This window comes from Streptomyces sp. NPDC024687 (genome assembly GCF_055559055.1).
Window position 1 is genome coordinate 1,252,224 of record NZ_JBVHLJ010000001.1, and the last position, 19,093, is coordinate 1,271,316.

Genomic DNA, 19,093 nt, shown 5'->3' on the forward strand with positions numbered 1-19,093 from the left:
GGTGTCGCCGGGGAAGAGAAGGTGACGATGAATGCCGAAGGGCTGGAGAGTTTCCGGGACTTCGTGGACAGCAGGTCGTCCGCTCTGCTGAAGACCGCCGTGCTGCTGTGCGGCGGAGACCGGCACGCCGGTGAGGACCTGCTGCAGAACGCTCTGGTGAAGGCGGCCGGGCGGTGGCAGAAGATCGACGAACCGGAGGCCTACGTACGGCAGGTCCTCTACCGCCAGCAGGTCAGCCGCTGGCGGCTGAAGTGGCCCCGCCGGGAGGTCAGTGTCGCCGAGCCGCCCGAACCGCCGGGCACCGGCGAGCCCGGCCCCGACACCGCCGCCGCGGCCGAACTGCGCCTGGTGATACGCGAGGCCCTCGCCCGGCTCACCGCACGCCAGCGCACCGTGCTGGTGCTGCGCTACTTCGAGGACCTGCCCGAGGCCGACGTGGCCCGGCTGCTCGGCTGCTCGGTCGGCACCGTGCGGTCCACCACCCACCGTTCGCTGGCCCGGCTGCGTCAGCTAGCCCCCGAACTGGCCGCCCTCGGGCCCGCGGCGGCTGAGCGGTTCGACTCCCGTGACCACTCGCCCGTGGAGGTGCGTTCGTGAACGTCGACGACATCGTGCGCGACGCACTGCGCGAGCAGGCCGCCGAACAGTCCCCGGCGGCAGTGGGATTCGCCGACCGGGTGTTCGCCGTCCGGCGCCGCCGCCGCAACCGCAGGATCGTGGCCGCCGCCGTGACCGCGGTCGCCGTGGTCGCCGTCGGGGTGGCGGTGCCGCTGCTGGACTCCGGCAAGGAGGACGTGCGGCCCTCGGGCGGCGGCGGGGTCGTGGTGGAGAAGAAGACCAAGGCCCACCCCGACCAGTCCCCGCCGCGAGAGGAGATCTCCGTCGGGGGCACGACCCTGGCCGGGTACTTCGTCCCGAAGACGGTCGAGAAGACCGCGGAGACCGCCGTCTACCAGCGCACTTACCACCTGCTGAACCCGAAGACCGGCAAGTACGCCAGGGCCGCGGACTGGTCCTGGGTCGCGGTCGCCCCCGGGGCGAAGACCGCCGCCGTCCTCGAACAGGACCTGCCCGCCTCCCGGATCGGTCTGCTCGACCTGACCACCGGCACGGTCCAGCGGTGGATCCCGGTCGACCACGGCGTCGGCGGACTCGCCTTCTCCCGCGACGGCCGCCGACTGGTCGCGACGACGTACGGCAAGAACCCCGATCGGCTCATCAAGACGCAGGGCTCCGACGGCTGGGATCAGGAGGGGACGTCGAGCCGCACCGGCTTCTACGTCCTCGACGTGGCCTCCGGGAAGGGCGCCTGGAGCGAGGTGAAGCTCGCCTCCGACGACGGCGAGCTCGGGGGTGGCTTCCTCAACGCCCGCCAGGACTTCGCCCTCACCGACGACGGCCGGCACATCTGGGCCGGGAACCCGATGGGGGACATCGGCAAGGAGTTCTGGGACCTCAAGGGCGTCAAGGTCCCCACGCCCGCGCCGGACAGGTACCTGGAGTGGTTCGTCGACGCGGGCAAGTCGCCCAGCGGCATGCTCGTCGCCGGTGACTTCGCGGGCAGGAAGTGGAAGACCTCCTCCTGGGTCCTCGACGCCAAGACCGGCGCCAGGACCGAGGTGCGTGGGCAGCAGTTGCTGGCCTGGGTGGGCAACAAGCAGCTCATCGCCTGGGACATCGGCGAGAACGACAAGAGCGAGTTCCATCAGCGGCTCGTCCTGGTCACCGTCGGCAGCGACAAGGAGGTCCCGCTCAGTGGCTTCCGCGAGGGCAACGACGGGGCCGCCGGGCGCTGGGAGCCGCTGTTCGCCCAGCCCTGATCAGGCGGCCACGAGGCGTTCGTACTCCGCCAGCAGCCCGTCGGCCGTCTCCCGGTCGGCGGGCCGCAGCGGGGCGCGGACCGGGCCCGCCGGCAGACCGAGCGCGTTGAGGAGGGCCTTGGCAGTGACCGTGCCGGGCAGGCCCGCCGACATCATCGCCTCGATCAGCGGCGTGGCCCGTTGTTGGAGGCGGGCGGACACGGGGGTGTCGCCCGCCTCGAACGTGTCCAGGACCGCGCGGAGTTCGGCCGGGACCACGTTGGCCACCGTGCTGACGTACCCCGTCCCGCCCACCGCGTACAGGGCGAGGATGTGCTCGTCGCAGCCCGCGTAGTACGCCAACTCCGTGCGGTCCAGGACCTTCTGGGCGCCCAGGAAGTCGTAGGAACAGTCCTTGACCGCGACGATCCGGGGATGTTCGGCGAGCCGGATCATCGTCTCCGGTTCGATGCGGGTGCCGGTGCGGCCCGGGATGTCGTAGAGCATGACGGGCAGTGCGCAGGCGTCCGCGATTTCGCGGAAGTGGGCCTCCAGCGCGTCCTGCGGCGGCCTGCTGTAGTAGGGGCTGACCACCAGCACCCCGTCCGCGCCCGCCTTCTCGGCGTCGAGGGCCAGCTCCACGGTGTGCCGGGTGTCGAAGGTGCCCACCCCCGCCACCACCGGCGTCCCCGCGCCCACCGCCTCCCGCACCGCCGTCACCAGCGCCGCCTTCTCCGCGTCCGTCGTGGTCGGCGACTCACCCGTCGTGCCGGACAGCACGAGGCCGTCGCAGCCCTCGGCCACCAGCCGCGCGGCCAGCCGCTGAGCGCCGTCGAGATCGAGCGAGCCCTCCTCGGTGAAGGGGGTGATCATGGCGCAGAGGGCGCGGCCGAAAGGGGGCGAAGTCGTCATGGCAGCAGTCTCGGCCCCCCGACGGTGAAGCTCCACTTAATTCTTCTACGAGGCAATGCGAAGGGTTGCTACGGCGTCCGGGGTGGCCCTATGGGCATTGCGGCCCTCATGGGTCACCATGGCGAGAAGGACCCCTGTGTGTGGGAGGCGTCATGAAGCTCGGCAAGGCACTGGCCACCGGAGTCGCCGAGGAGCGGCCGCAGATCCAGGACGAGGAGCTCGAACTTCCGGAGGAGATCAAGGAACTGAAGGCCCCCGGAGAGGTTCCGGCGGCCCGATGAGACTGCGGCTTCCGGAGGAACGACCGACGGAGCCGCCGACCGGATACAAGATCGCCCACCCGGTGCTGTCCCAGGACGGCACCCGGGCCGGGTTCACCGGTGTGTCGCTCGGCGGCGCGCGGCCGTACGGAGTCCTGGCCGACGCGTCCTGCGTCTACGGCCTGCGGCACCGGGCGCCGAACCGCCGCTGCGACTGCGGCTTCCACTGTGTGCACGACCGCCCGGCGGCGGAGGCCCTGCTGTGCACGGCCGAGCACCGCACGGCCGTCCTCCTCGACGTCCTGGTCCTCGGCCGCTACCTCCGCTTCGAGCGCGGCTTCCGCTACGCCCGCCAGCGGGTGCGCACCGCCACCGTCGGACCCTGCGCCTGCGGCACGGTCGCGGCGGCCCTCGCCGACGCCGGCTGGGGCAGACCCGGCTGGCGGGCCCTGGTCCCCTCCTGCGCGGGCTGCCTGCGCGGACGTACGGCCGTCTCGCTCGCCGGGTTCGCCCGGCTGGCCGGAGAGGGGCTGCGGGTGGTGGCACGGCCGGCCGCCGTCGAGCCCGGTGATCCCGGTCTGTCCCAGGAGCTCGGAGTGCCCGAACTCGCCGCCGAGGCAGCCCTGTTGCAGGCCCGGCTCGACTGGTTCCAGAGCCAGCTGGCCCGGCTCGGACAGCGCGGCCCGGACGGCGGCCCGCAGGTGGGGTAGCGGGGGCCGGGCCGGGTACCCGGGTGGTCCGATCGAGAGGAGGCGGAACACGTGACCGGAACCACGGCCCCCAGGCCGGCGCAAGACGAACATCACTCGGTGGGCGAACTCGTCGGACAGGCCAGCGAACAGGTCTCCCGGCTGGTACGGCAGGAAGTCGCCCTCGCGAAGGAGGAGCTGGCCGAGAAGGGCCGGCGGGCCGGGAAGGGCGGCGGGCTGCTCGGTGCCGCCGGTGCCTTCGCCTACGCGGGGCTGCTCGCCCTGGCCGGAACGGCCACCGCCGCGCTCTCACTGGTGCTGTCGGTGTGGGCCTCGGCGCTGATCGTGACGGCTGTGCTGTTCGTGATCGCGGGGGTGCTCGCCGCCCTCGGTCGCGCCCAGCTGCGCCGTGCCACACCCCCGACGCCCGAGGAGGCCCTCGGCAGCGTCAAGGCGGACGTCGAGGAGATCAGGGAAAGGGCGCACCGATGACGGACAGGACGAGCGGCGAGCCCCCCGCGACGGGGGCCAAGGGACCCGATGAGCTGCGGCGCCAGATCGAGCGGACCCGCACTGAACTCGGCGATACGGTGGAGGAGCTGGCAGGAAAGATGGACGTGAAGGGGCGCGCGCGGGCCCGTGCGGCAGACCTCAGGGACAAGGCGGGCGCGATGACCGTGCAGCTGCGCAGCAGCGCGGCGCAGGCCGGTCACACCGTGCATGACAAGGCCACGCAGGCCGGCCACAAGGTCCAGGAACGGGCGGTCAGGACCGGTCACCAGGTCCAGGACCGGACACAGCGGGCGGGCCGGCTCACCCAGGGCAAGGCATCGGAGACGAGTGCCGCGCTGGAGCGCAGGGCGCAGCACGAGGTGCCCGGGCCGGCCCGGCCGCTGGTCATGGCGGTGGTACGGCATCCACGGCCGGCGCTGATCGTCGGCGCGGCCCTGGCCGCGATCGTCGTCGTGTCGTGGCGGTACCCGAAGAAGTAGGCCCTGAAGAAGTAGGCCCCGGAGAAGTAGGCCTCGGTACGCCGAAGGCCCGACGTGGGCGGCACCCGGAGCCAGGGTGCCGCCCACGTCGGCGCGTGCGCGTGCCGGATGATCGCGGCCGGCTCACCTGCTCCGGGCCGCCCGGGCCGCCCGGGCCGCCCGCAACCTCGGCGGCCACTTCCGTGTGTCCCGGGGCTCCACATACGGCTCCTGGGTCGGCCCGGCCGCGCCGGAGGCGATCGCCCGCTCCCGCGCCAGCTCCGCGTCGAACTCCAGGCCCAGCAGGATCGCCAGGTTCGTCAGCCAGAGCCACACCAGGAAGACGATGGCGCCGGCGAGGGTGCCGTACGTCTTGTTGTACGAACCGAAGTTGGCGGCGTAGAGGGCGAAACCCGCGGAGGCGGCGAGCCAGACCAGGGTGGCGATGACACTCCCCGGGGAGATCCAGCTGAAGCCGCGGCCGCGGACGTTGGGGGCGGCCCAGTACAGCAGCCCGATCATCATGACGACCAGGAGCAGCAGCACCGGCCACTTGGCCACGCCCCAGATCGCGATCGCCGCGTCCCCGAACCCCACCGCCCTGCCCGCCCGTTCGGCCAGCGGACCCGTGAACACCACGATCAGCGCGCTCGCCGCCAGCATCAGCATCAGCGTCACGGTCAGCGCCAGCCGCAGCGGTGTCAGCTTCCACACCGGGCGGCCCTCGGGGAGGTCGTACACCGCGTTGGACGTACGGATGAACGCGGCGACGTACCCGGAGGCGGACCACAGCGCGGCCAGCAGTCCGAGGATCGCAAGGACGCTGCCCGTGCCGCCGCTGTCGCCGAGCTGGACCACCGCGTCCCGCAGGATGTCCCGGGCCGGGCCCGGTGCGAGGTCCCCGATGTTGTCCAGGATCTTGTCCGTGGCGCGCTGTCCCACCACGCCCAGCAGGGAGACCATCACCAGCAGGGCGGGAAACAGCGACAGGACGCTGTAGTACGTCAACGCCGCCGCTCGGTCAGCGAGTTCGTCGTCCAGCAACTCCTTCCCCGTGCGCCGCAGCACCGCCCGCCAGGAGCTCGCGGGCAACTTGGAAGGGCTGCTGGGCTGGTCGTCGGCCTGCTCGTCCATGTCGTGGCGGGTCTCCCGAAACCCCCTTCCGAATCTCCGGCTTGACCTGAATCGTGGTTGAGGTCGGAGGGTGGTCGGCATGACACGTCGTACCGACACCCACCCCGACCTGACCGACCCTCGCGTCGGTGCTTCCTTCTTCAGCCACTGGCGTGCGGGCACCCCCCTGCGCCAGCGGCAGACCGTCGAGGCCGTCGCCGCCGTCTGGGAGCGGCGGCCCTGGCCCGCCGACGGCCTGCTCGGCTATCACCTCTACAGCGGGCACGACACCGCCACCCTGATGCACTACTCGCAGTGGACGAGCGAGCAGGCCTACGATGCCTTCGTCAAGACGCACCGGCAGGAGCGGGTGGACGAGATCGACACCGTCGTTCCGGGCATCGAGCGCCTCAGCCTCGGCCGCTACCGGCACTACCGCAGCGCCGCCCGGGACGGTGACCCGCGCGTCCCCGGCTGCATCGTGATCGTCGACATCGAGTTCGACGGACCCGACCCCGACCGGCAGCGCGCCTGGGTGGACGCCGTCCTCGACGGACTGGAGAGCGAGCCCAATCCGCACCCCGGCGGTATCAGCGGCCACTTCCACCTCAGCACCGACGGCACCCGCGTCCTCAACTACGCCGAGTGGGAGAGCGCCCAGGCCCACCTCGACGCGCTCGCCGCGCCGGGACCCGGGATCGGCTCGGCCTCGGACCGCTGGGAGCGCGTGCAGACCTGGCCGGGGCTGAAGAGCAGCGTGGTCAGTCGGTACGACCACGCCCTCGGGCTGATTCCCGGCTAGGGCGTCCCATGGCCCCACCGAAAACTCGAACCGTCTGGACAAAAAAAGTGTTCGGTGAGACGGTGGACCCATGCTGGACGTCACCGTGATCGAGGACCCCGAGGCCGCAGCCGTCTCCCTGGACCCCATAAGGGCGAGGCTGCTCGCCGAGCTGGCGGCCGGCCCCGCGTCGGCCGCCATGCTGGCCGGCAAGGTCGGACTGCCCCGGCAGAAGGTGAACTACCACCTGAAGGCGCTGGAGCGGCACGGCCTGGTCGAGCTCGCGGGGGAGCGCCGCAAGGGCAACGTCACCGAGCGGCTGATGCGGGCGACCGCGGCGTCGTACGTGATCTCACCGCTCGCCCTCGCCGCCGTGCAGCCCGACCCGGACCGCTTCCGCGACCAGCTCTCCGCGCGCTGGCTCCTCGCGCTCGGAGCCCGCCTGGTGCGGGACGTCGGCTCGCTGATCACCGGCGCGACGAAGGCCCGCAAGCGGCTGGCGACGTACGCGCTGGACGGCGAGGTGCGCTTCGCCTCGGCCGCCGAACGGGCCGCGTTCATCGAGGAGTTGACGGTCGGAGTCACGGGCCTGATCCGCAAGTACGACGCCCCGGACGCCGAGGGGGGCCGTGATCACCGGATCGTGGTGGCCGTCCATCCCACGCTGAAACAGAGCGAGTTGGAGTAGATCATGTCCAAAGAGTTCGAGATCGCCCGCGAGTTCGAGGTCGACGCCACGCCCGAGCAGGTGTGGGAGGCGATCACCACCGGCACCGGCGGCTATCTGTGGCCTATGGAGCCGCCCGAGCCCCGCGTCGGCGGCAAGGGCCCCTTCGGGTCCACGGTCACCGCCTGGGACCCGCCGCACCGCTACACCAACCGGATCGAGGACGTCGACGGCATCTCCGAGCAGAGCCTCAACCAGCTCGAGTACACCGTCGAACCCCGCGACGAGGGCCGGCGGGCCTGGGTGCGGTACGTGCACAGCGGGATCTTCGTCGACGACTGGGACAACCAGTACGACGGCGCCGCCAAGCACACCGACTTCTATCTGCACACCCTGCGCGAGTACCTGACCCACTTCGCGCCCCGCCCGGCCGCCTTCGCGACCTTCGACGGACCCGAGGCGTCCAAGGCCCCCGACGCCCTCACCGCCGTGGGACGAGCCCTCGGCGTCGGCGAGGACGTGGCCGCCGGCACGCGCGTGACGGTCCACGGCCCGGACACCTTCGACGCCGTGGTCGACTTCCGCAACCCCTACTTCATCGGGCTGCGCACCGACCGGTCACTCACCCGTGTCTTCGGGCGCAACCACTGGGGCCACCCGGTCGGGATCTCCCTGCACGACTTCTCGGCGGACGCCGACATCAAGGAGTGCGAGAACGAGTGGCAGGCCTGGCTGAACGGGGTGTTCAACCAGGCCTGACCATCGCGGAGTTACGGCCCTCGGGACGTTACGGCCCTCGGGGAGTTACGGCTTGAAGCGCAGCACCTGCGGGTCGTGGTCGCTGATCTGGTCGTGGAACTCCGAGTTGATGTGCACGCTGTCGTACTCGAAGTCGCAGCCGCGCCGGATCGACGGGCTGACCAGGATCTGGTCCAGGACCTGCTGGTTGCCCTGGTAGTCGTAGCTGTAACGCTCGCTCCTGGGCAGCGACTTGATCGCCGACCACAGCTCGCCGTCGCCCTCCAGGATCTTCGCCGTGTCGGAGAACTCGAAGTCGTTGATGTCGCCGAGGGCGATGACGTCCGCGTTCTTCTGGGTGTCGAGGATGTCCTTGACGAAAGCGTTGACCAGGGTCGCCTGCTGGTGGCGCTGGATCTCCGAACTGCGCGGCACCGGCTGGGTCGCCGAGGTCAGACCGAAGTCGCCGCCCTTGGAGTTGAGGTGGTTGGCGATCACGAAGACCGTGCGGCCACGGAAGACGAACTCACCGGCCAGCGGCTTGCGGCTGGACTTCCAGGCCGCGTTCGCGGGGTCGATCCGGCCCGGGGAGGCCGTCAGCTGCGCCTTGCCGTGGACCTTGGTGACGCCTACCGCCGTGGTGGCGTCGCCGCCCGCGCGGTCCGTGAAGGAGACACGCTCCGGGTTGAACAGGAACACCTGGCGGATGTTGCCGCCCGGCTCGCCGCCGTCGGTGTCGTTGGCCGGGTCGATCGAGCGCGACTCGTACCTCGGGCCGCCCGCCGCCACGATCGCGTCGATCAGCTTGTTCACCGTCACGTCGGCGGCGGTCGTGCCGTCGTCCTTCGCGCCGTTGTTGTCCTGGATCTCCTCCAGGGACACGATGTCGGGCGACTTCAGGTTGTTCACGATCGCGGAGGCGTGCTCCTCGAAGGTGGCGTCGGTCGGGTCGAGGTTCTCGACGTTGTACGTCGCGACCGCGAGCTCGCCGTTCTTCTGCTTCTGCGTGGTCTCCCGCGCGAGGCCGGCGCTCTTCAGCGTGCCGATCTCGTTCGCCACCAGGGTGTAGCCGCCGAACTGGTTGTAGTCCAGCGGGCCCGCAGTGGAGCCGGTGAGGACGTCACCGACGTTCGCGACGGGGAAGGCCGAGGTCGCGCCCAGCGACTGGATCTGCAGCCGGCCGGTGTTCTGCGAGCTGTAGGAGCCGTAGAGCGTGCCACCGCGCGCCGTGGCGTTCTCGCGCGGCTTCACCGTCACCCACAGCTCGGTGTACGGGTCGCTCGCGCCGACCACGCGGGTGTCGGCGACCTTGACGTTCATGCCCTCCAGGGACTCGTAGAAGTCCAGGGCGTACTTCTTCGGCTGCAGGGTCAGGCCGTTGATCGAGTTGCCCGCGGCGGCGTCGCCCTGCGGGGCGTACGCGGCCGGCACCGACCTCGCGTCGATCACCGTGGCCGCCGGGACCGCGTTGCCGCTGGAGACGACCGTGACGGTCGGCTTGGTTATCTCGGTCACCGACTGGTTCCCGGTGGAGGTGCCGCCCGGGACGTACTCCGAGACCGTGCCGGTGACCGTCACGGCGTCGCCCACGGCGACCTTCGGGGCGGAGCTGGTGAAGACGAAGACGCCCTCACTGGTGGCCGGGTCGGCGTCGGGGTTCGGATCCTGGATCCAGAAACCCTTGGAGGAGCCGTAGGTGCGTACACCGGTGACGATTCCGGCCACATCCGTGACCTTCTGACCGGCGTACGGGGACATCCGGGTCGCGCCCTGGATGTCATGGATGCTCACCGCGGCCGCGTGGGCGGGCGAGACGAGGACGACGGTGGAGGCCGCCGACAGGGCGGCGACGGTGAGCGCGGCGAGACGCGCGGACTTCTTGCTCGGCAACGGGATCCCTCCGGGGACGAACGTAGGCGCCTGGGACGAGGGTGAACGTGAAGCGGGGGAGCCGCGACCTGTGGGGCGGTGGCGACGCGCGTAGAAAAATACAGTGAACAGATGTCCGCCGGATTTCTACGCGCGTCAATCTCCTGCCTGCTCAGTCCAGTTGTCAAGGTTTCAGCCATGTACGGACCCCGTCGGGGAGATGAACCGGGCGGCATAGGTGGATATCCGTCTACGCTGAGCGGCTGAGTGGCACGACGCGTCCGAGGAGAACCAGCCGATGTCAGACAGCTCCCCCCTGCCGCCGGTGCGGCTGCACCCCGAAGCGGAGCTGGCGCGGGACGCCCTGTCCACGCCGTTGCTCGCCCGGGCCGCCCGGCTCGCCCGCTGGGCCGGCGAGGACACGCGGGTCGACGCCGGGGGCGGACTCGTCGAGGAGCAGCTGCCCGCGGCGGCCGCGCACCTCCAGCTGACCGGGGACGACGCGGCCGCCCACGCGAGCGAGGCCTGGCGGATCGCCGTGGACACCGGGCTCGTCGAGATCGTCGACGAGGAGGAGGGCACGGTCACCGCGGGCGCGGACCTGGCCCTGCTGTCCGGAGCCCCGCAGGACGTGCTCAGCGTGTGGCTGACGGCGCTGGAGACGGCGCTGGCCGACGCGAGTGTGCCGGATCTGGACGATCTGGTCGACGCCCTGGACGAGGACGGCGAGGTCGACTTCGCCTCCCTGGACTGGGACCCGCGGGCCGAGCAGGAGTTCCTCGACGGCGTGCTCGGCAACCTCTACCTGCTCACGGTCGGCGCCGACGGACCGGTACCCCTGCCCGCGCTCGCCGCGTCGATGATCGTGCCGAGCGACATGGGCGAGCCCACCAACGACGTCCTGGAGCAGGTGTCCGATGCGATGATGCGGCTGGACGACCAGTTCCGGGTCCTGGAGCCGGTCGGGATCGTCGAGTACCAGCCCGTCGACGAGGCGCTGATGGCCGACACCGACGAGGAGCCCGCCGCGGTCGTCGACGACACCGACGTCTCCCGGTACGGCATGGTCCGGCTGACCCCGCTCGGGCTGTACGGGCTGCGCTCGCGGCTGCTGGAGGCCGGAATCGCGGCCCCGGCCGTCGGCGACCTCGCCGACAAGGGGGCGGACGCACTGCTGGACGGGACCGCCGCGTTTCCTCCTTCGGCCGCCCAGGCCGAGACCGAGCAGTGGCTGGACCGGCGTGAACCCCTCGCCGCCGCACGGGAGTTGCTGGCAGCGGCCCGGGGCAGCGACGCCGGGGCGCCGCTGCGCAGGCTGCGGTGTCAGCAGGCGCTGTCGTTGGTCGGCGCGGTGGCCGAGCCCGCGTTGCGGGAGGTCCTCGACGACGCCGAGCTGGGCGGGCTGGCCCGGGTCTGGCTGACCGAGCGCGGGTTCGGGGACGTGCCCGCGCCGTCCCAGGACCTGGTGTTCTGGCTGACCGTCGACACGATCGCCGCGCAGCTCGCCGCGGAGGGGAACTCCGAGGAGCTGCAGGGGCTGGTGGAGGGGCTGGCCCAGCAGCACGGTGGGTTCTTCGCGGCGGCCTGGCGGGTGGATCACCCGGCCACGGCGGATGTGCTGGAGGCGATGGGGCGGTTGCATCCGGACAAGAAGGTGGCCAAGGAGGCCCGTAAGGCGGCGTTCAAGGCGCGGTCGCAGCAGGGAGGTTGAGGTTGTGTCGCGGGTGCGGTGAGAGAGGGCTGGTCGCGCCGTTCCCCGCGCCCCTAGAGGGGCGCTTTCCGTTCCCTTTGTTGATTCATGGAACCGGGTGCACTGAAGTCTCCTGGCGTTCAACCGGTGTTCAGATGTGGGCGGGAGCGTAGCGCCGACCCGAGGTCCCCCACCCTCCACGGCATACCCACCGTCTCAGGAGACACCATGTCGCTCACCCGCAGGGACTTTGCTGCGAAATCCGCGATCACCGGGGCCGGTGTCGCACTGGCGGGCACGGTCGGCGCGCTCGCCACCGCCCCCAACGCGCTCGCGGCCACCGACGTCGAGAGCGCGGACGCGCAGTCCGCGGGCGCCCACGGCGGCGTCGGCTACGGCCCGCTGATCGCCGACCCCGACGGCCTGCTCGCGCTGCCCGCCGGGTTCAAGTACCGCGTCATCACCTACAGCGGCAAAACCAGGCTGGAGTCCGGCGAGTTCACCCCGTCCAACCACGACGGCACGGCCACCTTCTGCGGCCCCCGCGGCGCGACCCTCCTGGTCAACAACCACGAGCTCAAGGGCCCGCGTGCCAACTGGCCCCACCCCGTGCCGCTCACCGAGGGCCTCGTCTACGACCCCGCCGCCTCCGGTGGCTGCACGGTCGTCGAGGTCCGCCACGGCCATGTCGCCGAGTGGGTCGGCATCGCCGGCACCTCCACCAACTGCGCGGGCGGCAGCACCCCTTGGGGCACCTGGCTCACCGGCGAGGAGACCGAGGACAAGGCCGGCCAGAACGGCATGACCAAGGACCACGGCTACATCTTCGAGGTCGACCCCGAGGACCGCCGCGCCAACCGCGACCCCAAGCCCGTCAAGGCGTTCGGCCGGTACGCCCACGAGGCGGTCGTCATCGACCCCAAGCGCGGCCACGCCTACCTGACCGAGGACGCTTCCGGCCCCAACGGCCTGCTCTTCCGCTGGACCCCGCCGGCTGGCTTCCACCACGGCCGCGGCAAGCTGCGCACCCTCGCCGACAACGCGGGGGTCCTGCAGGCCTTCAAGTGCTTCGACTCCGGCGGCAAGTTCGTCGACGACCTCTCCCGCGCCACGAAGATCGGCACGGTGTACGGCGTCGACTGGGTCGACGTCCCCGACCGCGACGCCAAGTCGGTCTCCGTCCGCAAGCAGTTCACCGACGGCCAGGTCACCCGCGCCCGCAAGCTCGAGGGCATGTGGTGGGGCGACGGCGGCGCGTACGTCGTCTCCTCGTACGCCCGTGAGGAGAGCCCCGTCCAGCACGACGGCCAGGTCTGGTTCTACGACCCCAAGCGCCGCACCCTCACCCTCAAGGTCCTCCTCGGCGTCAACCCCGACCCGTCCAAGGACGGCGCCTTCGACGGCCCCGACAACATCACCGTCTCCCCGTACGGCGGCCTGGTCATCGCCGAGGACGGCGAGGGCGTCCAGCACCTGTTCGGGGCCACGGACAGCGGCCGCACCTACCCCATCGCCCGCAACGAACTGAACATCGGCACCGAAGAGGAGCCCGAGTACAGCGAGTTCACCGGCGTCACCTTCTCTCCCGACGGCCGGACGCTGTACGCCAACATCCAGACCCCGGGGATCATGCTGGCGATCACGGGGCCGTGGAAGCGGCAGCGTCGCTGACGCTCCGTCCCTCGATCTAGTGACCTTCACCCGAAGGCACTGAACTCATCACCCCATCGAAATACCGTTCCCTCATCGAACTGCTTATTGGCCGAGGTGGGCGGGGGTTGTGAGAGTGCAAGCACAGGGAGGAATCGCTGTGGGGTCTCGGGTATGGCTTCCCGATGGCTCGGTGCGCGCGATCGAAGAGGTAGTGGCGCAACGCCTCCCTGTGCTTTCCTTCAGTAAGGAATGGGACTCCAGGCCAGTTCGGTATGGAGCGAATCAAGGACCACGCGACCATTCGGTTGGCGAGCTCGTCTCAAGTTCCCCCGATGCCTGGCAGGGGGGTGACCTGAGAGAGGTGCGCAGCGTCAGGTTCGTTTCCGGTCGCATTATTGAAGCTTCGCTGGACCAGCGTTGGATTACCCAGCGACGGACAGGGCGACAAGCTTGGGAGTGGAAACGAACCAGTGATCTGGTTCCAGGAGATCGAATCCCGTTTCCGCTGACGACTGGGCGCTTTGGATCAGAGGGGGAAGCTCGCGACGGATATTTTGTCGGTGCCATGCTCGGTGATGGCGGGATGACATCTTGCACACCCGAATTTCATGGTGACCCTCTGGATGGTGCCGTGCAGTTCATGCGCGTGTTTGCTGCAGAACATGGGTGCGGTGTGCGTGAGATCCCGCAGGGGAGCATCGTCCGTGTACGGTTCCCTTTCCGGGCGGGTCATCGCAATCCCATCACGGATTGTCTCAGGCGTTTCGGTGTGTGGGGTCAGCGGTGCGACGAGAAGCAGCTCCCCGACCTGCGGTTGAGTCGCGAATTCTGGATCGGGTGCCTTTCAGGGCTTATTGACACCGATGGCTGTGTTCGCGAGCGGGTCAACCCGCGCGGCACAGCGCATGGTTCTGTCGAATTCGCCACGGTGTCACCTGTGCTGGCGATGCAGGTGTCCGACACACTCCTTCGCCTCGGGGTCGCCAACAGGGTACGGGTAGTCGAGAGGAAGAGGAACGTTGGGCACTTGGTGAACGGTTATGTAATTACGAGTAGACGGCCGATTAATATCGTGGAGATTTCACGAGCAACAGCGTTGGTCCGCCTGGCTGGGATTCTCAACCTTCGTATTGGATATAAGGCGCTCAAATTAAAAGGGCTGGCGCGTACGGTCGGTCATGTGGCTCCCGCAAAGAGTGAGATGCATGGGTACGACGAATCTGTGGCATTGGATCGGGTGAAAGACGTTTCGGTGTCAGCGGTCCGACGGGTGTTCGGGGTGACGGTGAATCCCTCGGGTTTGTTCGTGGTCAATGGTCTTGTGGTAGGGGCGATGCTTGAGCCAGGTCCTGTGGCCCCGTGACGAACGGCACTGAGCGCCCTTTCCTTATGGTTAACGGAAAGGGCGCTCAGGATGGTCGGTTACTTCCGACCGCCGATCCGCTTTCGGATCGCCTTGATGAGTTTCTTGTGGCGGTAGAGGATGGCTGCGATCACCATCAGAGCGGGGTATGCCACATCTCCGGATGCCACGATATGAATTTCCAGCATGAGTGCCTATCCCGACATGTCGAAGGAAGGCCTCATGCCTGAGATCAAGGGGAGCTCGCGAAGCTCTGCGCACCAGGCACGGGGTTAAAGATTGAACTTTGACCCGAAGTAAGCGTTGGAGCCCACGGTAGCAGGTGTCGTCCCGCAGCTGTCGCCGCGTACTGACCGGTCATCAGACAGGAGGGCGCATTGTCCCTTGTGCGCGAGCGAAACTGACATCTAACATTTCAGTTCATGGAAGCCCTACGACCCCTCGCCCGCACCCTTCTCCGCGACCGTGCCTACGCGTCCATCCGGGACGCCATCGTGGCCGGCGAGATCGAGCCCGGGGAGGTCGTGCGGGACGCCGATCTCGCCGAGCGGCTCGGGCTGTCGCGGGCGCCGGTGCGGGAGGCCTTCGCGCGGCTGGTCGACGAGGGGCTGCTGGAGAGCAAGCCGCAGAGCTACACCCGCGTGACCCAGGTCGTCGCCGCCGACGTGCGGGACGCCGCCGCCGTGGTCGGGGCCATGCACGAACTGGTCACCCGGGTCGCCGTGCCACGCCTGTTCGCCGCCGACATCGAGACGATGCGCACGGCCAACGAACGCTTCGCGGCCGCCGTCACCGCCGGCGACGTGGACGAGGCCCTGCGCGCCGACGACGCCCTGCACGACGTCCTCGTCCGCGTCAGCGGCAACCGCGCGGCCGCCGCCACCACCGCCCGCTACACCCCGCTCATCCGCCGGCTGGAGCGCAGGCGCTTCGGCGAGGGCGGCAACTGCCGTTCGGCGGGCCTGCACGACCGGCTGATCGAGGCATGCGCGGCCGGTGACGTGGACGAGGCGGTCCGGGTCACCGCGGAGATCTGGCGGGGCCTGGCCGAGCTGGCCGACAGCGACTGAGCCCACAGCGACCGACCCGGGAGGTCCTCATGCCCCTTGCGTCCTACGACCGTTATCCCCTCCTGTTCGGGCCGTCCCCCGTGCACCGCCTGGAGCGCCTCACCGCGCAACTCGGCGGGGCCGCGCTGTGGGCCAAGCGCGAGGACTGCAACTCCGGGATCGCGTACGGCGGCAACAAGACCCGCAAGCTGGAGTACCTGGTGGCGGACGCCCTCGCCAAGGGCTGCGACACCCTCGTCTCGATCGGCGGCGTCCAGTCCAACCACACCCGTCAGGTGGCCGCCTGCGCCGCCCGGGCCGGGCTCAAGTGCGTGCTGGTGCAGGAGAGTTGGGTGGACTGGCCGGACGCCGTCTACGACAAGGTCGGCAACATCCTGATCAGCCGGCTCGCCGGGGCCGACGTGCGGCTGGTGAAGGCCGGGTTCGGGATCGGGTTCAAGGAGAGCTGGGAGCAGGCGCTCAGGGACGTCGAGGACGGGGGTGGCAAGCCGTACGCCATCCCAGCCGGCGCCTCCGACCACCCGCTCGGGGGCCTCGGATTCGCCGCGTGGGCGTACGAAGTGGCCGACCAGGAGCGCGAGTTGGGCGTCTTCTTCGACACGGTCGTGGTGTGCTCGGTGACCGGGTCCACCCAGGCCGGCATGGTCGCCGGGTTCCGGGCGCTGGAGGAGGCGGGCGGCCGGCCCCGACGCGTCCTCGGCATCGACGCCTCCGCCAAGCCCGTCACCACCCGGGAACAGATCGCGCGGATCGCCCACCGCACCGGGCAACTCATCGGCGTACACAAGGAGTTGACCGAAGAGGACGTAGAGCTGGACGAGCGGTACCACGCGGGCGTCTACGGCATCCCCGACGAGACCACGCTGGAGGCGATGCGCCTCGCCGCCCGCACCGAGGGGATGGTCACCGACCCCGTGTACGAGGGCAAGTCCATGGCCGGGATGATCGACCTCGTCGGGCGCGGGGAGATCGGCGCGGACTCCACGGTGCTCTACGCCCACCTGGGCGGGCAGCCGGCGCTCAACGGGTACAGCGCGTTGTTCTAGCTGTGGGTATGGTCCCGGCATGGGGAAGAGCGAGGGCGTTCCGGAGAAGGTGGCCTGGGTTCTGGTGCGTGACGGGCGGGTGCTGGTGACACGCTGCCGCGGTCTGGATGTCTTCTACTTCCCGGGCGGGAAGCGGGAGCCGGGTGAGTCCGATGCCGAGACCTTGGCGCGCGAGATCGCCGAGGAACTCCGGTCCCGGGTCGACACGGCCACGATGGTGCACGTCGGTACCTTCGAGACGCGGAGGGACGGCGACGGAAGCACCGAGTTCCGGATGATCTGCTACACCGCCGAGTACACCGGTCCGCTGGTCGCCTCGAGTGAGATCGAGGAGTCGGACTGGTTCGGCTACGGCGATCGTGCGCGCGTCTCGCCAGTGGATCAGATGGTGTTCGACGCGCTGCACGCCTCCGGCCAACTGTCCTGAGGGAAGGAGTATCCCGATGACGCAGGTCAGGCCCATGCGTGCGGACGCTCGGCGCAACTACGAGCGGCTGCTGAAGGTGGCCGCGGAGGCGTTCGCCGAGCACGGGGAGGGCGCATCCCTCGACGACATCGCCAAGCGGGCCGGTGTGGGGTCAGGGACGTTGTACCGGCACTTCCCGACCCGGCGGGCCCTGCTGGAGGCGGCGTACCTGGAACGCGTCGAGGGGTTGGCACGGCGTGCAGAGGAGCTCGCGGAGGAGTTGCCGCCGGGCCGGGCGCTGGCGGAGTGGCTGTACGAGCTGTGCGTCGGGACGATCCAGGTGCGGGGGCTGAGGACGCTGCTGGGGTCCGCGATGGCGGACGGGAGCGAAGCGGTGCTCACGGTGTGCGGGACGCATGTTCGCGGGGCGGCGACGCGGCTGGTGGCGGCGGCGCAGCAGGAAGGCTCACTGCGGGGGGATGTCGAGCCGATCGAGCTGCTCCGGCTGGCCCACGGGGTGGCGGGGGCGGCGGAACTGGCCGACGGGGGCGGGGAGTCGATCCGGCGCTATCTGACGCTGCTCACGGAGGGGCTGCGGGCGTAGGGGTGCGCGTACGGGTGTGCCTCGCGATGTCGTCTTGCGGCTGCGTGGTGGCTGGTCGCGCCCCGCGGCGGAGCCGCTGATGTCACAGCCCCGCGCCCCTGAGCAGGTGCAGTCGACGTTTGCCCGGCTGTACCCACCCAGGGGTGCGGGGTACCTGCTAGAGCGCCTGTGCCGCCGGCTTCACCATTCCCCGCACCGTGCGGGACTTCACGAAGTCGCCGATCGCCGTCATCTCCCACTCGCCGGAGAACTGCTTGATCAGCTTGGCCATCATCACGCCCGTCTGCGCCTCGGCGTTCGTGAGGTCGAAGCGGACCAGTTCCTCTCCGCTCGCGGCGTCGATGAGACGGCAGTACGCCTTGGCGACCTCCGTGAACTTCTGCCCCGAGAAGGAGTTGACCGTGAAGACGAGACCGGTGACCTCCTGGGGGAGCCGGCCGAGGTCCACGACGATCACCTCGTCGTCACCGCCGCCCTCACCCGTGAGGTTGTCGCCGGAGTGCTTGATCGCGCCGCCGACGATGGACAGCTTGCCGAAGTAGCAGCTGTCGATGTGGTTGCGCTGCGGCCCGTAGGCGATGACGGACGCGTCGAGGTCGATGTCCTTGCCGCGGTACGCAGGCTCCCAGCCGAGGCCCATCTTGACCTGGGAGAGAAGCGGCTGCCCGCCCTTGACCAGGGACACCGTCTGGTTCTTCTGGAGGCTGACCCGGCCCTTGTCGAGGTTGATCTTCCCGGCACCGGGAGCGGGCGGGGCGGGCGGAGCCGGGGGCGCGGCGGGGGCCGGCGGCGGGGCGATCCTGGGGTCCACGGCCGGGGTAGGCGGAGCCACCGGGGTCTGCACGGTGGGCGCGACCGGCGGAGCCACAGGCGTCGGCGCGGGTGTAGCGGCGGCCGTGGGTGCCGGCTCGTCCACCGTCACGCCGAAGTCCGTCGCGATGCCCGCCAGTCCGTTGGCGTACCCCTGCCCCACCGCCCGGGCCTTCCAGGCGCCGTTGCGCAGGTAGACCTCCACGATCACCAGCGCCGTCTCGGTGCCGAGCTGCGGCGGCGTGAACGTGGCCAGCACGCTGTTGTCGTCCGCGTTGCGGATCGTGGCCGTCGGTTCGATGCCCTGGAAGGTCTGGCCCGCGGCGTCCGGGCTCGCGGTGACGACGATCTTCTCGATGCCGGGCGGTACGGCCGACGTGTCGACGGTGATCGCGTCGGGTGACGTACCGCCGCCCGAGCGGTACGTCACCCCCGGGCCTGAGGGCTGGTTGTAGAAGATGAAGTCGTCGTCGGAGCGCACCTTGCCGTCGGCGGTGAGCAGCAGGCCCGATACGTCGAGCCGCACGGGCGCGGCGACGTCCACCGTCACGCGGGCGGCGGACAGGGGGATGTTCGAGCCGGGGGTCATAGCTGTCATGCCCCGTGAACGATCGGGCCCACTTTGCCGTTCCCTTACCCGACGGCCAAATGG

General features: G+C 70.1%; 20 protein-coding genes. 16 read left to right on the forward strand and 4 right to left on the reverse strand.

The features are described 5' to 3' along the window. Positions 1-27 precede the first annotated feature (27 nt). The gene (locus tag ACZ39I_RS05600; protein ID WP_467242992.1) at positions 28-597 is read left to right on the forward strand and encodes a SigE family RNA polymerase sigma factor; all 570 of its coding nucleotides are present in this window, start codon (positions 28-30) and stop codon (positions 595-597) included. Continuing rightward, on the forward strand, positions 594-1,820 hold the full coding sequence (locus tag ACZ39I_RS05605) for a WD40 repeat domain-containing protein (protein WP_467242995.1): 1,227 nt from the start codon (positions 594-596) through the stop codon (positions 1,818-1,820). The genes ACZ39I_RS05600 and ACZ39I_RS05605 overlap by 4 nt, the downstream gene beginning before the upstream one ends. Here the strand turns inward: ACZ39I_RS05605 and dapA are convergent, their stop codons facing one another. Continuing rightward, positions 1,821-2,711, reverse strand: a complete 891-nt coding sequence (gene dapA, locus ACZ39I_RS05610) for a 4-hydroxy-tetrahydrodipicolinate synthase (protein WP_467242998.1) — start codon at positions 2,709-2,711, stop codon at positions 1,821-1,823. A 152-nt stretch (positions 2,712-2,863) separates the two neighbouring features. Between dapA and ACZ39I_RS05615 the strand changes: the two genes are divergently transcribed. From ACZ39I_RS05615 to ACZ39I_RS05630, 4 genes are read left to right on the forward strand one after another with little or no spacing between them, the layout of a single operon-like run. Then, positions 2,864-2,992, forward strand: coding sequence for a hypothetical protein (locus ACZ39I_RS05615; RefSeq protein WP_467243001.1), 129 nt, complete (start codon positions 2,864-2,866; stop codon positions 2,990-2,992). Further along, entirely contained in the window at positions 2,989-3,681 is a 693-nt protein-coding gene (locus tag ACZ39I_RS05620; RefSeq protein WP_467243003.1) for a hypothetical protein, read from the forward strand. Before ACZ39I_RS05615 ends, ACZ39I_RS05620 begins: the two co-directional genes overlap by 4 nt. A gap of 51 nt (positions 3,682-3,732) precedes the next feature. Then, positions 3,733-4,152 carry a phage holin family protein gene (locus ACZ39I_RS05625; RefSeq protein WP_403657994.1) on the forward strand — a complete coding sequence of 140 codons (420 nt, stop codon included), beginning with the start codon at positions 3,733-3,735 and terminating at the stop codon, positions 4,150-4,152. Next, the gene (locus ACZ39I_RS05630; protein ID WP_467243007.1) at positions 4,149-4,652 is read left to right on the forward strand and encodes a DUF3618 domain-containing protein; all 504 of its coding nucleotides are present in this window, start codon (positions 4,149-4,151) and stop codon (positions 4,650-4,652) included. Before ACZ39I_RS05625 ends, ACZ39I_RS05630 begins: the two co-directional genes overlap by 4 nt. A gap of 123 nt (positions 4,653-4,775) precedes the next feature. Here the strand turns inward: ACZ39I_RS05630 and ACZ39I_RS05635 are convergent, their stop codons facing one another. Further along, a complete protein-coding gene (locus tag ACZ39I_RS05635) occupies positions 4,776-5,765 on the reverse strand; it encodes a YihY/virulence factor BrkB family protein (RefSeq protein WP_467243008.1) in 990 nt (329 codons plus the stop codon). A gap of 79 nt (positions 5,766-5,844) precedes the next feature. Here ACZ39I_RS05635 and ACZ39I_RS05640 point away from each other — a divergent pair, with 79 nt between their 5' ends. The 3 genes from ACZ39I_RS05640 to ACZ39I_RS05650 all read left to right on the forward strand — a co-directional run bounded on the left by ACZ39I_RS05640 (position 5,845) and on the right by ACZ39I_RS05650 (position 7,951). Continuing rightward, a complete protein-coding gene (locus ACZ39I_RS05640) occupies positions 5,845-6,546 on the forward strand; it encodes an antibiotic biosynthesis monooxygenase (protein ID WP_467243009.1) in 702 nt (233 codons plus the stop codon). Between the two features lie 70 nt (positions 6,547-6,616). Continuing rightward, complete coding sequence (locus tag ACZ39I_RS05645) at positions 6,617-7,213, forward strand: ArsR/SmtB family transcription factor (protein WP_352390531.1); 597 nt, start codon at positions 6,617-6,619, stop codon at positions 7,211-7,213. A gap of 3 nt (positions 7,214-7,216) precedes the next feature. Further along, a complete protein-coding gene (locus ACZ39I_RS05650; RefSeq protein WP_467243011.1) occupies positions 7,217-7,951 on the forward strand; it encodes an SRPBCC family protein in 735 nt (244 codons plus the stop codon). Between the two features lie 45 nt (positions 7,952-7,996). Here the strand turns inward: ACZ39I_RS05650 and ACZ39I_RS05655 are convergent, their stop codons facing one another. Then, positions 7,997-9,820 carry an endonuclease/exonuclease/phosphatase family protein gene (locus tag ACZ39I_RS05655; protein ID WP_467243012.1) on the reverse strand — a complete coding sequence of 608 codons (1,824 nt, stop codon included), beginning with the start codon at positions 9,818-9,820 and terminating at the stop codon, positions 7,997-7,999. Between the two features lie 277 nt (positions 9,821-10,097). Here ACZ39I_RS05655 and ACZ39I_RS05660 point away from each other — a divergent pair, with 277 nt between their 5' ends. The 7 genes from ACZ39I_RS05660 (at position 10,098) to ACZ39I_RS05690 (ending at position 17,631) form a co-directional block, all read left to right on the forward strand. Continuing rightward, positions 10,098-11,510, forward strand: coding sequence for a hypothetical protein (locus ACZ39I_RS05660; RefSeq protein ID WP_467243013.1), 1,413 nt, complete (start codon positions 10,098-10,100; stop codon positions 11,508-11,510). Between the two features lie 207 nt (positions 11,511-11,717). Continuing rightward, positions 11,718-13,160, forward strand: a complete 1,443-nt coding sequence (locus ACZ39I_RS05665; RefSeq protein WP_467243014.1) for an alkaline phosphatase PhoX — start codon at positions 11,718-11,720, stop codon at positions 13,158-13,160. Between the two features lie 343 nt (positions 13,161-13,503). Then, positions 13,504-14,505, forward strand: a complete 1,002-nt coding sequence (locus ACZ39I_RS05670) for an LAGLIDADG family homing endonuclease (RefSeq protein ID WP_467243015.1) — start codon at positions 13,504-13,506, stop codon at positions 14,503-14,505. A 422-nt stretch (positions 14,506-14,927) separates the two neighbouring features. Further along, a complete protein-coding gene (locus tag ACZ39I_RS05675; protein WP_467243018.1) occupies positions 14,928-15,575 on the forward strand; it encodes a GntR family transcriptional regulator in 648 nt (215 codons plus the stop codon). Between the two features lie 29 nt (positions 15,576-15,604). Continuing rightward, a complete protein-coding gene (locus ACZ39I_RS05680; protein WP_467243022.1) occupies positions 15,605-16,621 on the forward strand; it encodes a 1-aminocyclopropane-1-carboxylate deaminase in 1,017 nt (338 codons plus the stop codon). A gap of 19 nt (positions 16,622-16,640) precedes the next feature. Further along, positions 16,641-17,048, forward strand: coding sequence for an NUDIX hydrolase (locus ACZ39I_RS05685; RefSeq protein ID WP_467243025.1), 408 nt, complete (start codon positions 16,641-16,643; stop codon positions 17,046-17,048). Between the two features lie 16 nt (positions 17,049-17,064). Next, positions 17,065-17,631, forward strand: a complete 567-nt coding sequence (locus ACZ39I_RS05690; RefSeq protein WP_467243027.1) for a TetR/AcrR family transcriptional regulator — start codon at positions 17,065-17,067, stop codon at positions 17,629-17,631. A 157-nt stretch (positions 17,632-17,788) separates the two neighbouring features. On the opposite strand, the gene ACZ39I_RS05695 is transcribed toward ACZ39I_RS05690, so the two are convergent. After that, positions 17,789-19,030, reverse strand: coding sequence for a TerD family protein (locus ACZ39I_RS05695; protein WP_467243326.1), 1,242 nt, complete (start codon positions 19,028-19,030; stop codon positions 17,789-17,791). Positions 19,031-19,093 lie beyond the last annotated feature (63 nt).